This window comes from Ruegeria sp. BHSA123, assembly GCF_059613425.1.
The window spans coordinates 143759-158166 of record NZ_JBXWSL010000004.1; the positions used below are offsets into that span (position 1 = coordinate 143759).

The window sequence follows — 14408 nt, forward strand, 5'->3', positions numbered from 1 at the left end:
GGATTAGCGTGCCTCCAATTTTTTGATCAATTGGTTCAGCATGTCCTGCCCCTTCTTCAAACTATGCATCTCGAGTTTTTGATTTGAAATTTCTAGGGTCATTTTGATCGATAGTTCCTGCGATAGCGTCATACTGGTAGCGGTGAAGAGTGCGTATGCCTTTTCGATACAGCTTTCACTTTCAAGAAACGGAAGCACCTTCGAAGAAAACCCTGCCAAATCTTCCGCCCTGAACCGGTCTCCACGTATCTCGTACTTAGTTGGAGTTGCTGAATGTGAGGCCAAAAAGCTCTTTGTGTCTGCTTCACCTGTTTCGCAAAACACGGGAATCATGCTGGTGCTGGATAAGCTGACGCTGTGCGCGCTGTCGACGAATGCGCCGCAAATACTGGCAAGCACGATCAGGTTCTTTGGATATTCTCTTGTAAGTACAGTTTTTTCTAAGCTTGGAAGCCAAAAGTCCAAAGGCGAATTGTTTATGTTTTCCAATAGTACGATGTACGTTCTTTCCGGGTTGTTTTGAGCTTGAAGCCAACTCTTTGCAAAACCGGTGATTTCAGAGGAAGCGCTCGTCCGCCACAGATCGTCCATGCATATCGTGGCCGGGTTCAACATCTCGCGTACTAGCTGTCCACCAGCAGCCAAATTAGCATAGACACTTGCCAATTCGACACCAGACGGCCCCAAGAGCAGCGGGATATTCCCAGATCTCGCAATCGCATCAAGAGCAAGCAGATCTTCTGCCGATACGTTAGAACCTGTTAAAAGTTTCTTTACAGCTTCGTGTAGCTCTTCAATTGGTAGTTCCTTAACAGCTTCTCTCGACCCTTCTCGAGACCATGGTGGAGAAAGTGGGTGCGATATCTTTCCTTGCGCAGACGGAACATGTTCCGCTAATGCATCTGATATTTTGGACGCATCTCTAACGTTGTTAGCAGTGATTGCATCAATCACATTTTGAGCACCATCATACGTACGATTCAGTAAATCTTTCGCCGTCTTAAGCTCAGACAAGGTTTTCTCGCACTGGCTTTTCGTTTGGGATGCTTTTTCATCCAGGGATTGAATGGATTCGATCAAAACACTTTTCTGTTTTTGGAGCTCGGTATTTTCTCCTTCAAGAAGCTGCTTCACATGAGGCCGGAGTTCTTCCTTCAGATTTTGTTCCAGTTCAGCGCGTCGATTCTCGACTTTTTCGAGTACACTCGGAGATTTCGAAAACAAGTCTGCAACTTGAAAGAGGGTTTCCAGGTTGCTCTCGACAGCGGCAACGAGTCTTGCAGCGCGTTTGGATGTTTCTTCCCAATCAGTCGAGAATGTTGACAGAACATCTATTTCGCTCAAAAATCGAGAAAGCCCTTGAATGTCGTTCCGTGAGAACGGTGCGCCTGAGTGTGCCCTTCGAATACGCTTCAAAACTAATTCTAAAAAGTCTTGGTCGCTTTGCCAGTTAATTCGGGAAATTACTGCGCCGGTGACCAGATTGGGAACGGCAAAATATCGGTTTTCTACCTTCTTGGAAGTGAAAAAAGTACTGTTGATTGGGTAAACTGGATATTGTTCCAAGTTCTGTTTTAATGCGAAATGCTTTCCGCTGCCGCCGTCGAACTGCATTTGAACTTTGCAGCATTCCGTTTCCGAAATGGCAACCACAACCTCCTGATTGCCGGATCTGTGTAACTCAATACCATTTTCAAAAAGATCCTCACGAGCTCGATCCGGGCCACTAACACGAAAGTCAAAAACTTCTGTGGCAGTTAAAGGCTGATCGACTAAGAAAGCATCCTGATCCGGGTTATCGCGACGAGGGTTTTGGGCGATTCCACAGGTTAGTATCTGACCTTCAGCAAAATCGGCCAGGTTTGGAGAAAACAGTTTCCCCTCCGGTGGTAAGTCGCGATGGAACTCCCTTGTAAACCAGGTCAGCCCTCTTCGCTCCGCTATCACCTCTACTCTGCCGTAACCGCGAGTATAGATGACTCGGCAGAGAAAGACCCCATCTATCATCGCAGCCCTTTCTTAAGTGCATAGCTTTCTGCTTTCCAGACACTTTGTCTCACTTTGAACCTACGTCCAAGGCCCAAGTGCATTGGACTTTCGGCACTGTCTTGAGGTGAAAATCCAGCAATCAATGGACCGAGCAGTCTTGATAAAATTTCAACGTCAGCTTGTAGAGCTGGATACTGGTATGTCAACTCATCATCTGATAGACCGCTGGATTTTAAAGAGTTTATCCGGAGAGCGCGAGCCAACTTGTCTGGAATGTGTCCTCCAGAACCGCGTCGCGTAATAAACTTCTGGTCGTACTCAAACAATGCTTCGCCTCTTCGCCGGTACGCTTCACAAATAGCGGAGGATCTCGCACTACTGATGTATTGTGTCCCTGCTCCTTCAACCATGAAAACATCACGGTCGTTTCTCTTGTACCAACGTGACAACTGAACGTCTGAATGGGTATCCTGAATTTTTGGAGCGCTGTTAAAGAACATGCCCTTGGCAAAGCTCCAAACGCCCGTGCATTCGCGGCCGATAAGCGTCTTGTCCTCTTGTGGCCAGCAATGGGGGGCCTGCGCGAAGCTCGGCAACAATCCTCTCTTTGCTTCCCAGCCCAAAATTTTCGAAATCTCCTCAAGCTTGTTGGACTTGATGCAGATTACCGGAGCCTTGAACTTCGACGGTTGCTCCAGCATTAACTTAGCACCTACCCGAGAAGCGCAAGCATTCATCCTTTCAAAGGCAGATGATGCAATTGCGCCTTCTACTAAAATGAGTCCAGGAGAAATCTCAAAAAGAGTGGGCTTCACCAAACGCCACTTTCTTGCTCGCCAATTCAAGTTTTGAACCGGTGCAATCCAACGAGCCTCTTGTAGTGAACGAAGGATGTCCCATACTCGATGGCCGTTCTCTACATAGTTTTCTAGTAGGCTGTATACTTCTGCTTCAGATCTTGGCGTTCTAAGAAAGCAATATAGCGCCTCCAGCATGTCTGAGATTTCAAGCTGAGTGTCTGTCAGGAGATGATCAATTGACTGACCTAGAACACTTTCTCGATAGCTTTCTGGAACAATTTCATCAATTGTGATCCAGTGTTCGGGCATTTGCGCCCATTCTGTCAGCTCGGGTGTATCTGCGCTAAACCTCGCTACGTGCATAATTTTTTCGCTTCCGTCCCGAAGAGTGATCTTCCAAATTCCAGAAACTTTGCCTTCAGTTTCCAAGACCCAATAATCTTCTTTGGGAACGAGACGCAGGTCACCCTGCGTGGGGCCGGCGGCACATATCTTCAGGCTTGCGGATTTGATCGTACGGATGGCAGGTAGGGTTTTCGAACGTCCCAACCAGAAAGAACGCTCAATTTTGATACCTCCCTGTAAACAAAAATCAGGATGCGTTTTTTCCGGGCTGGTTTTCTTTCCCCACATATCACGGATTGAAGGTTCTACTGCCCGCCACTCAATTCGTTGCGAAGCAACCCAACCTTCGCCAATGTTCGAGCAATAAGGTAGCAAATCACTTGGCGCTCGTTCCGATTTAAGGAGCAAAACGACCGCCTCATCTAAAGTTGGAAGACTCTGGCAAAACTCGAACTGGCCATCAATCCCCTCTGAAAGAACTAGGATACCTTGGCTCAAGCTCTGCAAAGCAGGCTGGGCGACGTTTCTTGGAGGTTTATTGATGAAGTCCGCAAAACTTTGCGTGTCTGTACCTGTCCCCGTTGATACATCTGCCACGAATGAAACCTCGACCGAATCCCCGTCATAACCGGCGAACCAGAACAGAAGGCGCCATTTGGATAGGGAGGAAATTTTTGACAGGTTTGGCGAAGTTAGAGCAGAGCTTAGAAAGAGGCGCCAAAATCGGTGCTGCGAAAGAAGTCTGATTCCCTGATCATGTTTTCTTCGGAAGTCGGTATAGGCCTCGTTTAGAGCGCTCGTCATATCCCAAGGGTTTGCCAGACGATCCATGGCCCGAATTACATCCGAGTAGCCGATAGACTTGAGGACACCCAACTTTCCTACAATTCGGCGCATTGCCGCCTTATCGCCGCGAGAGGGAAAGGCCATTTTGGTGGCAATGCCGATCAACGTGGCGCTACCCGGATTTGGCAAAATCAGTTCCCGGAATGGTTCGCCGGCATCGATTTTTTCATCGACCCACTTCTTGGTTTCTATCCAAAGACTGTTTACTCCGGAAACAGATTGAAACGAGTTTGGATACTCCAAAAGTGCAGCTAGGCGATCTCGGAAGTTGTCGTTGTTTCCCACGCCTTGATCCGCTGCACTTACGAAGCAAGATAGTACCAAGTAGCGGAAGCTGCCGGGGACGTCTTTGTGTTGCGTGTTTACAAGAGCGTAACCACCGAAGAAATCGGCAACGCTACTAGCAGAAAACTGTTTAAGGAACGACTTCTGTACGATTTGGTCTGGGAGGTTTGCGAGATTCGCAGCGGCAGCGATTTCTCCAGGCGTCGCGTCTAACCAAGACAGCGGCGCCCCTCCATATGGACCATCTGACCTTAGGTAGTGAGCGACGAGACGGTTTTCCCATTCAAGAGGAGGAAGCGTGGGCGGAACGCTCAAGTTGCCTTCGGTATTATTCATGACATAGCTTTTTTGCCTTACATTTGCTCAGATGGTTGCAAATGACAACACTCAGTTCTTAATGACAATTTATGGGCATACCGGGTTAGTTCTCAATGACAATCAACAGTACTTGCGTCCCCCACGAAGACGCTGTCGAGTGTATTCTTCATGTTTTCCTTTCGCTCTTGCTGGTGTCCCATTAGGCGGAAGGTCGCCAAGAGCACCCGCAAACAACGGGGAGAAAAGCACGACCGCTGTCGCAAGAAACATTCAACTGTCAGAATGTGATCGTTTCTGAATTGTTTCGCAGATCAAGCAAGCAACAAAGTTTGCGAAGGCTTTTTCGTTCAGGGCTTGTCACTTCGGAGCGCCATGCATATGTTTTTATTCCCAAAGGAGAAAATCGTGCCTTCAAACAACTCGAAATCTAAGCGCACCGTGCCGCTGCCTGAGAAACGCATACACGCCTAATTCCGTCGCGTGTTCGTAGCCCTACGGCTGCGATGTTTCTAGATTTCGAGAATTGAAAGGGCACCTCCATGCAGCCCCAATCCTATACACCTTTCGTCTACCCACGTCTGAACGGATGGTTCCAGCCAGCCTATGAGAGCCTCGTTACAGCGACCAACCGCAAATCCGGGTGGGGCGCCTTTGATGAGGAAGCATCTGCCGAAGAACCAATGCCTAAGGAATACGCGCGAGACTATTGCGCCGTAGCCGCACTTATCCGTATTTGCGCAGCATGGAAGGCAAGTCGCGGTCAGATTGCAGATCAATTGCTCCGCCCATTTTCTTTAACCGTAGTTGAAACCGGTGACAGCGCCTGGGTGGAAGCCGCAGAGAACGCGTTTACAGACGGTTTGATCCCCGTGATTTGCAAAACCAATCCTGATGCAACCCGTCCGAATGTCGTGTGCTACAAGTCTCGCTGGCGCAAGACCACGCCTGCAAAGACAGCAACCGATTTCAATGAGTCGCTGGCTCTGGCCGCCAAAGAGGCCGCCCCAATGGTTGTTGTGGTGCCGAGCATTGAATTGATGCCAGACGCTGTTTGTCAGAAATCTAACAAGATCATTTCCCTGAACCCATGGTCGCGAAACATGTTGTTGATGCTCTTTGCCATGATGCACGGCCGCCAAGGGACAGCTCTGATGACAAAAGCGCTCAATGAGATGCCATCAAACGATGCATTGGCTCGGATCACCATGAAAGAAATGATGTTGGCACTTCGCACGCCCAAACTTTTGGCACTTGTTAGTCAATTGAAAACGTTGACTATGCGGACGAAAGCCAATCCCAAAGCATTGGATGACGTCAAGGGCCTGAGTTCAGCGCGGGCAGGATTGAAGCGTCTTGTGGACGACATTCAAGCATATTCCGAAGGCCGCCTGAGCTGGTCGGAGATCCCGAACAACATTCTATTTGATGGCCCGCCAGGTGTTGGGAAGACCTTTGCCGCACAGAAGCTCGCGGAGGCAACTGGAGCGCATTTTGTGAGCGCGAGCTATGCCAGCTGGCAGGCCGAAGGTCACCTTGGCGATTTCCTCGCTGCAATGCGTGATGATTTCCATGAGGCGAGGCGTAATGCGCCGTCCGTTTTGTTGATTGATGAAATCGACAGTTTTGCTGATCGCGCAACCAACGCGAGCGACAACGAGAATTACAATCGAGCAGCCCTTAATGGTCTTCTGGAGCAGCTTGCAGGTGCCGAAAAGACCGATGGGATTCTGGTGGTCGGTACGACAAATTACTCGAAGAAGTTGGACGCTGCACTTCTGCGCTCTGGACGGTTCGACCAAAAGGTCCATCTCGCTCTTCCGGATCGGGACGCGCTGACTGAAATCATGTCCGCACATACTGGCTCCACAATCAGTAAGCGGGAACTTCACGAAGTGGCGGCCGAAATGCTTGGACAATCGGGCGCAGACGCAGCCGCCCTTGTGCGTCAGGCACGCTCCATCGCCCGCCAGGATGGCTGCCCACTTGCAATTCAGCATCTCAAGTCGGCGCTCGCGCAATTTGCAAAGCCAGTTTCTGCCCAAAAGCTGTACAAGATGGCAGTCCACGAAGCCGGTCACATTGTGGTTGCGCACGCCCTTCGCGCCGGATTGCCGACAGTGGCCCAGATCTCACCAAAGGGTGGTCAAGTTGACCTTGAGTTGGACCAATTCGGTCACGAAACTCAAAGCTTGGAAAATCGACTCGCTACTTTGATGGCTGGACGTGCAGCCGAACTTTCGTGCCTGGGTAGTGTTTCGTCAGGTGCCGGCGCGGGGGAGAAAAGCGATCTTGCTCAAGCCACCATGTTGGCAGTCCAAGCCGAAACGCAATTCGGGCTATCCAACGACGATTTGATCTGGCGCCCAGTAAGTCTGGATAGTTTGTCGGACACTCTCAAGGACCGCGACCTTGCAGCCCGAATTCAGAAGCGGCTGCGTTCTGCGAGCCAACTTGCAGACAAGGTGATCGATAAGTCTGGATACTTGGTCGCAGGTGTGGCTCAGGCCCTTGTTGAACGACGGCAAATGAAGCGGGCTGAGCTTCAACAGCTTATGGATGATTTGAAATCCGCAAAAGGCAAAGAGCGCCATGCAGTTTCGGAGAGTATGGACCAGAACATCCGTTGGCTTCACTGACCTAAGGCCCGCCCTTGAAACCAGGGGGCTCTTACTGTCAAATTCCCCATATAGATGAGACTACATGGCAATTTTGACAGACGTTTCGCGTGTGATGTCGTGTTGGGCAAGCAACTGCGTTTCTGGTAGCAATCTCGTTCGAAGGTATTCTTATCGAGCCAAGTCTAGGGCAAGCCGGTTGCGGATTTTCCTGGCCCGATGGTCCAACCACCTACTTTCGTCTTCGCCAGCTTCAACGACAGCCTTCCGCAACGCGTCTTCAAGCGGAGCAAGGTCTAGGTTTGGCTTTTCGTCTGCCAGAGCCCGATAAACCTGTTTGTTGAACTGTCCTGGTACAACGGGGTGGCCAAGCGTCATCTCGCATAAGCGCGCTAACTTCTCATTCCGCACTTTGTAGAAACGGCTGCTCAGTGTTCGACCGCTCTCCACATCGTATTCAGGTAATGTGACATGCCAGTGTGTTTCGTTGCCAATTCCTAATGCGCGCTGCTTCACATGCTCAACGATGGAAGCTCGGTTTCCCGATTTTGTCGAAACCTCATACTCACGACAGATTTCAGCAAACATCCACGCGAGGTCTTGCCGGCTCATGGGTTTGGCTGGTGAAATGACAAAGTGCCTGACGCCATACTGTTTGCCGGCAATCCTGGAGATTTCACCCAACATTAGGAGATCTTGTGGGCACCCACGGATCCAAGTTGAAGTTTCGTTGTCCGCAGGCTCCGCAAGATAAGCAGCGATCCGGCTAGTATGCGCAGTTGGGATGCGCGTTGATTTGATAATCATGATCGCTCTCCCAAGATCTGGGCGCGGATGAGATCGACATCTCTTTGAATGGCGTCGATACGTTTGCCGTGCTCGACAACCTGGCCAGCCCTGAGCGGATTGAATGTGTGCGCCTCAGATAATTCGCGCGACAGGTATGACAGATTCATCCGTACATCGATCAACAGGCCCAACACCTCAATTGCAGACTGGATGTCTTTCGATATCGGCTTTTTCCTTGGCGACTTACGAGGTTTGGTTTCGGGCAGCGTGTCTTCAAAATTCAGGGTCCGCGCCAAGACGAGACGAGCGTACGCTGTTGGCGAGATGCCCTCAGATTCCGCTCCGTGTGACAGCAACTTATGGAAGTCATCGGATATCCGCATCCCCACCATTTTTGTTTGTTTTCTGGTATTTACCTTGATCATTCTTCCTCTCCAATTCTGATAGCTGCACGACTTGTTATGAGCGTGCGCAAAGTGGAGGTGGGAGGCGGGTTGCAAGGGGCAAGAGAGTTTGCAAGAAGTCCCGACCGCGCAAACCACCAACAAGCCAAAAAATGTCAGGGCCACTGAGCTTCCCCCCTCGACAACTTGCACGCGGATGAGTTGATATTGAACACGTAAATACTCTCAAGGCAGGAAGCGAAGTGTGACCAAGAACAAAAGTGCAAGGGATCAGCTTTGGATCGCGTTTCGGAATTCGGCTTGGGGTAAAACGCCTGAGAACGACCGCGAACTGAGAGAGCTAAGGAATGCAGTTGAAGAAGGCATTCTAGGCCAAGATGCGGGGCAGAACGTCCTAGAAGCCATGGAAACTGGCAAACAGGCTTTTGAGTTGGGAAGGCAACTGGGAAACATCTTCAAGCAACGCGGCAAGAACGAGGCTGAGCGGTGGCTCCAGTCGGTTGAACAGCAGTCGATAGACAAAAAGATCGCGCGCCACCTGAACAAAAAACTCGCGGATCTGATTGATTACCAGAATTTGCAGCGTGCTCGTAGACCTCGCGGTTCTCAAACCTCCAATGTCAGAGCGCAATTGGTGGACGGCGGGCATCCAAATGACTTGCGCCGGCAAAGCGCGGCTTTGAACTGGACGATCTACATCGATGAAAGTGGAAGCATCTTTGACGAGAGTGCGAGTGAGCTGAACGACGCGAACAAAGACGTTGGCAGGCTGGTCGCCTTAGCGGTTCCCTCGAATGTAAAACTGCGTCCCTTGGAATTCTTTCATGCTGCCGAGGCCCCATCAGAACAGATAGACGAGATCCTACAGCGGCTTTTGGATGCTCCTGTTGGAATCTTTGGTTTCAGCGTTAACAGCAGAAGCGCGCAACACGTGGACTGGCTGGGCCATGTCCTGCACCTGGTTCGGTGGGTTCTGCTTCAACTACCTGTTCCAATTTCCGAAGGTGGCTGCAAAGTTCAAGTTTTGATTGAACAGCGTGGTGGTGACCGACAAAGCGAGAACTTGCTCTACAGTAGCCGTGAAATCGAGAGCGAATGCCGTGCGCTCGACCCCGCAAGGTTTTCGGATCTGGAGTTGACCTTGGAGTTCATGGACAAGAACCATTCTATGAATGGTTATGTGGACGCAATTGCGAACACTTGGGGAAGTCCAAACAAAGATCGGTTGAGGAAGTCATCGCTTCTTGGCCACTGTCTTGTTGAAACGAAAGAAAGCAGCCTTCACCATCTTTTCTTGGCATTGCGAGACCGGGGGTCTTTGGCTGCGGAGGACTGGTATCTATTATGCTCCGCTGCCGAAAGTGATCCAGCTCAGGGATTTCTGAATCGCGAACTTGATCGCCTCGGGCTCGAGTTAAAGGAGTATCCACATCAATGGACTCTATACTTAAATGAGGTTCAAAGTCGGCTTCAAAGAAAGCAATACAAGCTTTCAGAGTTAGGCCATGCTATTGGGTGGCTTGAACAATATTCGGCTGCCAATCAATCGCTTCCTGATGTTCTGAAACTCCAGCTATTGAGTAGCAAACTCGCGCTCGGCAACCACAGGGGCGATTTCGATATTCAAATTTTCAAAGAGTGTTTGAGTCTTAGCGAGGGCTTGAGAGACGAAGAGCCCCAGTTAGCTTGTGAAGCGGTCTTGCGCATGGCCAGTATGTCGACCAACTTTTATGAATTTGGAGCATTGAAAGACAGTCTTAATGGCTGGTTGGCGCAACCAGTTGCCGTTGCCGGTCTACGAAATTACGGAAAGCTCCTATCCACATTGGGGCAATTGGAAGCCTTTGAGGGGCAAGCTGACGAGGCTTTGGGACACTTCAATCAGGCATTGGAGTATTTCTCGCGTTTGAGCGATGGGTCTCAAGCGCAGATCGAAGTTCTGCAAACCTCCAGGTATCGATTGGTCGCGGAAATGGATTCAGTCAGCGTTTTGTCGACCGATCAGGAGGCTTCCACGTCGGTGCAGCGGTTCATTTCAGGTTTGCGGGAACATCTCGACAATGCACAGTCGGAGCGAAATGGTGAGCGCCTTGCGCAAAGCGGGCAAGATGGTCGCTTTGACCAGCATTTGTGGCTGCGGTCTTTGGTTTCTTTTCCTCGCGAGCTCTCTGAAGAACGTAAGGAGTATCTAAGTCAAAGCGCGCTATGGCAGGTTGGCGCGGACCATCCGTGGCCTCTTATTCTTGCCTATCGAGCTTGGCTTTTTCAGATGGAAAATCGCCCGGACTTGGCGTTGAACTTGATGAAGGATGCCATTGCGGCTTGCGAAGAGGCCGAGCATGGACCAACCTTGGAATGGATGTCGGAGGTTCTGCGAACTTTAGCAAACATACTCGGCCTTGAGATGGGCGTTGACTCACCGAGCCAGGAACAGCGCGCATACTTAGAGAAACGGTTGCCTCGCGCGCCGCACTCCGCCCTAAGGGCGTTCGCAGAAGAAAACACAAGATCTCCATTGAGCCATTCAAAGCTTCTGAAGCATCTTGGGAATTGTTTGCCATTCAATTTCCATTGAGTGTTTACCTTTAGCGAGCCGGCGACTCTTGAAAGACACAAATCACCTGAAGCGATTGGGATGGACCTCTAGAAAATGGGAAGTAAACCAAAAACCGCTTCTGACCTAGCGCGGCGCATTCTTAAACATCCGCTAGGCGGTTTGAACAAGCTTTTAACACTGGCGGACAGAGAAGAGCTGGAATGGCTTGAGTTGAAGGCTGCGACGGAGCCCAAAGGCGGGGCGGTGAAGAGTGGATACACCCTTGGGGATTACCGCTGGCATGTCGCGAAGGCCGTTGTCGAATTGGCGAATTCAATAGGCGGTGTCGTTCTATTGGGCCTAACGGATGACGGTAAGCCAGTTGGGATCGAAGCCAGCGACCCCGGCAATGTCAGAACCAAGAAGGGTGCTGAAGCCTTTAGACGTGACTTTCTTCAGAGGGTTTTGCTGCGCGAGAATGGTTGGAAGGTGCGCGGCGACAAGACACTTAAGTTGTCAAATCTTCACCTGCTGGAAAGATCTATCGAGTTAGACGAGTTCTCCTATGGTGAACACTCGGTTTTGGCGATTTTTGTGGACGCTGTTCCTAGAGGGATTGGGTACGTCGAAGTTGAGACCGTTGCGAAAAGCCAGTTCGTGCAGAAACAAGTGTTTGTCCGTCAACGCGGAGCAGTCGGAAAAGTTGTCGAACTCGACCTGAATAACATCCCGGCAGTACAAGCTCATGAGGCCCATCGAAATCGCTATGAGCAGGAAGTCAGCACAACTTGGGAACGGTTCTTGTCAAAGGCGCCTTTGGCAAGGCCCACTGACGCATTGGAGCCGGAAATTCGTCAGTACCTGAGTGCCTTGGCAACCCAGCACTCGTCTGCATCTCAATTTATTCAGCTATGGGCCGAGGGATTGCCAGGCTTGCGGTCAAAACCGAAAAAGACACGACCAAAGCCGTTTCGCGACCAGCATGAGGGGTGGCTAAACGACGGCCGCAAGCCGAAGCACGGCTCAGTCGATAATCAACAACCGAAGTCAATTGGTGACCTGGAATGTGGTCCGGTTGTTGATCTGATGAGAAAAAAGCAACGGGCGGTCTTAGTCGGTGATGCTGGATCAGGAAAAACTGCCTGTTTCTTGCAGCTAATGCTCAAAGAAACTGAAAACTGGAACTCAGGTCGAGTTTGGCCACTAATTGCGTCGCTCGCAGGTTATGACTGCGGTGGGCTATCCAATCTACTTCAGACCAGCTGTGGACTTGATTGGGAAGATCTTGTTCCGCAAATAGCTTCAGGTTCAGTGACGCTTCTTCTTGATGCGTTCAATGAATGCCCGGATGCACTCCAAGACAGATGCGCATCTGAAATTGCCAACTTACTCGCCGAGTACCCAAAGGCACGAGCTTTTGTTTCCACTCGGTCTACTAATATCCCATCGCAGCTCACACTCCCTAGGTTCGAAGTCAGACCGTTGAGGCGGTCGGAGCAATTGGAGTTCCTTCGCCACTACTTGCATCAAGGTGCACATGCCGAAGAAATACTTAGGAAGTTGTACGAGCAACCAGCGGCTGCAAGCATCGCAGGCAGCCCTATTCTCCTCAGAATCGTCGCTGAAGTTGCGCGTGAGACGAAGGATATCCCGAAGGGACGAGCAGCGCTTTTTAGGCGTTTCCTGGAAACGTGGCGCCGGCGTGAAGAGTACAAAATCGTTCAAGAGCTCGGTGAATTGTCTTGGGGTAAGGAGGAAACACTCCAAGCTTTAGCTGAACTTGCCTTCCAGATCCGACAGTCTGGCGCGCGGATCTACTCTAGAGATCAAGTCCGAAATGTATTGAAACGATCCTTTGGTAGGGAAGTGGACCGCTTTATAGATTGGGCCACACAGGGCCCAATTCTGGTCTACGACGAAGTAAGAAATACGATCAGTTTTTGGCACGAAACTGTACAAGAGTATCTTTGCGCGGAGTACCTGGCCGCTCGCCACGAAGATATCGATGTTCAAGCCATAATCGGGAATGCGGCGCACAAGTCAGGGACTTGGTCAATGCCCATTGCTTTCACTTTTGAGCTCACTGACAAGCTTTCGAGCACATTTGTCGATGCGGCATTGGAGGTGGATCCTCTAATCACAGCAGTCTCCTTCCGAGGTTCTTGGCAAAGTCTGCCAGTCGGCCTTGAAGGAAATCTTTGGACACATGGTGTCGTAAAAATTCTGCTTGATTTGGATGCTTCCAGTGAGAAACGGGAAGCCTCCATAGTAGCCAGAACGCCACCCAAATACCCTCTCCCACTGTACTTGGAATCCACATTACGCAGCGGCGCATTTTGGTATGCGGGGCAATCTCACCAAGCAGGCAGGACAAGGCTGGACCGGCTCAAGAAGACAATGAGCCCTGGCCTTTTCCCGTGGATAGAATTGTTGCCCGCAGCACTGGCTGGAGGTGATTGGGACGCCAAAGACTTGAGTGACGCCCTTCGACTTCTACATGGGGTGTCCCCAACACCGACCCTTTCAAGCGTGCTTTCAACAGCCACTGCATCGGAATTGTGCGCGCTGCGAAGACAAAAAAAGATCAGCGCGGAAAGATTTCTGACCTCTTGGGCTCGCGCGGTCGCGCGGTCGAATGGAGCACAGCGAGAACTGGATTTGATAGGCGTTCTTGCCGCTGAAAAAGAGAAAGGGCGGGAGCTTGTCCCGAGGATGCTTCAACTTTACCCGACCGAGCTGAGAAAAATCGCTGACGAGAGAACGCTTTCACTAAGGTTGCTGAGCATCTTGGTGCGAGAAAGAGTGATCACCGCCAAAATGATACGTGAGGATGAGCATCGACTGAGGTCGATCATTGAGCGGATGTCGATGATGAACGCGTTACGGCTGGCGAAAGAAAAAGTGGTTTGTCGGGAAGATCTTACTGAGCAAGATCGTAAACGCTTGGTGGTTGACCTTTGGCTGGACAAAAAACTGCGGGAAGCTCAAAAAGTTAGCCGACTGAGCGACGCGGTCTCCTCTGGCCTGCTTGCGTATGAGGATATTCCAACGGATTTGGCAGGGCCAGTGAGGAGCGACGCTGTTAGTCGTGGAAGGCATGCTAAAGCTGGAAAGAACCGCTTTACATACATGAATGATCAGTTGTCCGATGAGACTTTTCGCAAACGGATGCGAGAAGAACTACGAGACCGGCGATGGATTGTGACTGTCAAAAAGGTGAACACCGAGAAAAACTTCGGTTTTGCCACGCATCCTGACTTTGACGGTGATCTACACTTCCGCCTGTCTGACATTCGTACCGGTGGAAATACTATGATTTCGCGTGGTGTAGCATTGGATGTCGCCATTGCGCCAAGTTACAACGGCCGGCGCGAAACATGGAGCTTTGCTGTAACGCACGGACGAGTGCGATAATGGCGAGGGGCTCAGACGCTTACATCGTGAGACTGTTGCAAATTTGTCGCACCTCCCAGCGTGATAC

7 protein-coding genes are annotated in these 14408 nt (G+C 50.7%); 3 read left to right on the plus strand and 4 right to left on the minus strand.

Features of this window, described 5'->3' with window-relative positions; genetic code table 11:
- Window positions 1-3: 3 nt before the first annotated feature.
- Both AC2FNC_RS03645 and AC2FNC_RS03650 read right to left on the minus strand, forming a co-directional pair.
- Window positions 4-2007, minus strand: coding sequence for a tropomyosin (locus tag AC2FNC_RS03645; protein WP_496714637.1), 2004 nt, complete (start codon window positions 2005-2007; stop codon window positions 4-6).
- Window positions 2004-4601 (minus strand): hypothetical protein, encoded by a 2598-nt coding sequence (locus AC2FNC_RS03650; protein WP_496714638.1) that lies wholly within the window; start codon window positions 4599-4601, stop codon window positions 2004-2006. Before AC2FNC_RS03650 ends, AC2FNC_RS03645 begins: the two co-directional genes overlap by 4 nt.
- Before the next feature lie 521 nt (window positions 4602-5122).
- On the opposite strand from AC2FNC_RS03650, the gene AC2FNC_RS03655 reads away from it, so the two are divergent.
- Window positions 5123-7219 (plus strand): AAA family ATPase, encoded by a 2097-nt coding sequence (locus AC2FNC_RS03655; RefSeq protein WP_496714639.1) that lies wholly within the window; start codon window positions 5123-5125, stop codon window positions 7217-7219.
- A 150-nt stretch (window positions 7220-7369) separates the two neighbouring features.
- Here the strand turns inward: AC2FNC_RS03655 and AC2FNC_RS03660 are convergent, their stop codons facing one another.
- Both AC2FNC_RS03660 and AC2FNC_RS03665 read right to left on the minus strand, forming a co-directional pair.
- Window positions 7370-8005: a hypothetical protein gene (locus tag AC2FNC_RS03660; RefSeq protein ID WP_496714640.1), complete on the minus strand. Its 636-nt coding sequence runs from the start codon at window positions 8003-8005 to the stop codon at window positions 7370-7372.
- Window positions 8002-8412 carry a hypothetical protein gene (locus AC2FNC_RS03665; protein WP_496714641.1) on the minus strand — a complete coding sequence of 137 codons (411 nt, stop codon included), beginning with the start codon at window positions 8410-8412 and terminating at the stop codon, window positions 8002-8004. The genes AC2FNC_RS03660 and AC2FNC_RS03665 overlap by 4 nt, the downstream gene beginning before the upstream one ends.
- Window positions 8413-8635: 223 nt before the next feature.
- On the opposite strand from AC2FNC_RS03665, the gene AC2FNC_RS03670 reads away from it, so the two are divergent.
- Both AC2FNC_RS03670 and AC2FNC_RS03675 read left to right on the plus strand, forming a co-directional pair.
- On the plus strand, window positions 8636-10966 hold the full coding sequence (locus AC2FNC_RS03670) for a hypothetical protein (protein ID WP_496714642.1): 2331 nt from the start codon (window positions 8636-8638) through the stop codon (window positions 10964-10966).
- Between the two features lie 75 nt (window positions 10967-11041).
- Window positions 11042-14341: an NACHT domain-containing protein gene (locus AC2FNC_RS03675; RefSeq protein ID WP_496714643.1), complete on the plus strand. Its 3300-nt coding sequence runs from the start codon at window positions 11042-11044 to the stop codon at window positions 14339-14341.
- The last annotated feature ends 67 nt before the right edge of the window (window positions 14342-14408 follow it).

Coding starts and splice junctions, on each gene's coding strand:
- AC2FNC_RS03645 (WP_496714637.1), bottom strand. CDS start 2,007: ATGATAGATGGGGTCTTTCTCTGCCGAGTCATCTATACTCGCGGTTAC.
- AC2FNC_RS03675 (WP_496714643.1), top strand. CDS start 11,042: ATGGGAAGTAAACCAAAAACCGCTTCTGACCTAGCGCGGCGCATTCTT.
- AC2FNC_RS03655 (WP_496714639.1), top strand. CDS start 5,123: ATGCAGCCCCAATCCTATACACCTTTCGTCTACCCACGTCTGAACGGA.
- AC2FNC_RS03660 (WP_496714640.1), bottom strand. CDS start 8,005: ATGATTATCAAATCAACGCGCATCCCAACTGCGCATACTAGCCGGATC.
- AC2FNC_RS03650 (WP_496714638.1), bottom strand. CDS start 4,601: ATGAATAATACCGAAGGCAACTTGAGCGTTCCGCCCACGCTTCCTCCT.
- AC2FNC_RS03665 (WP_496714641.1), bottom strand. CDS start 8,412: ATGATCAAGGTAAATACCAGAAAACAAACAAAAATGGTGGGGATGCGG.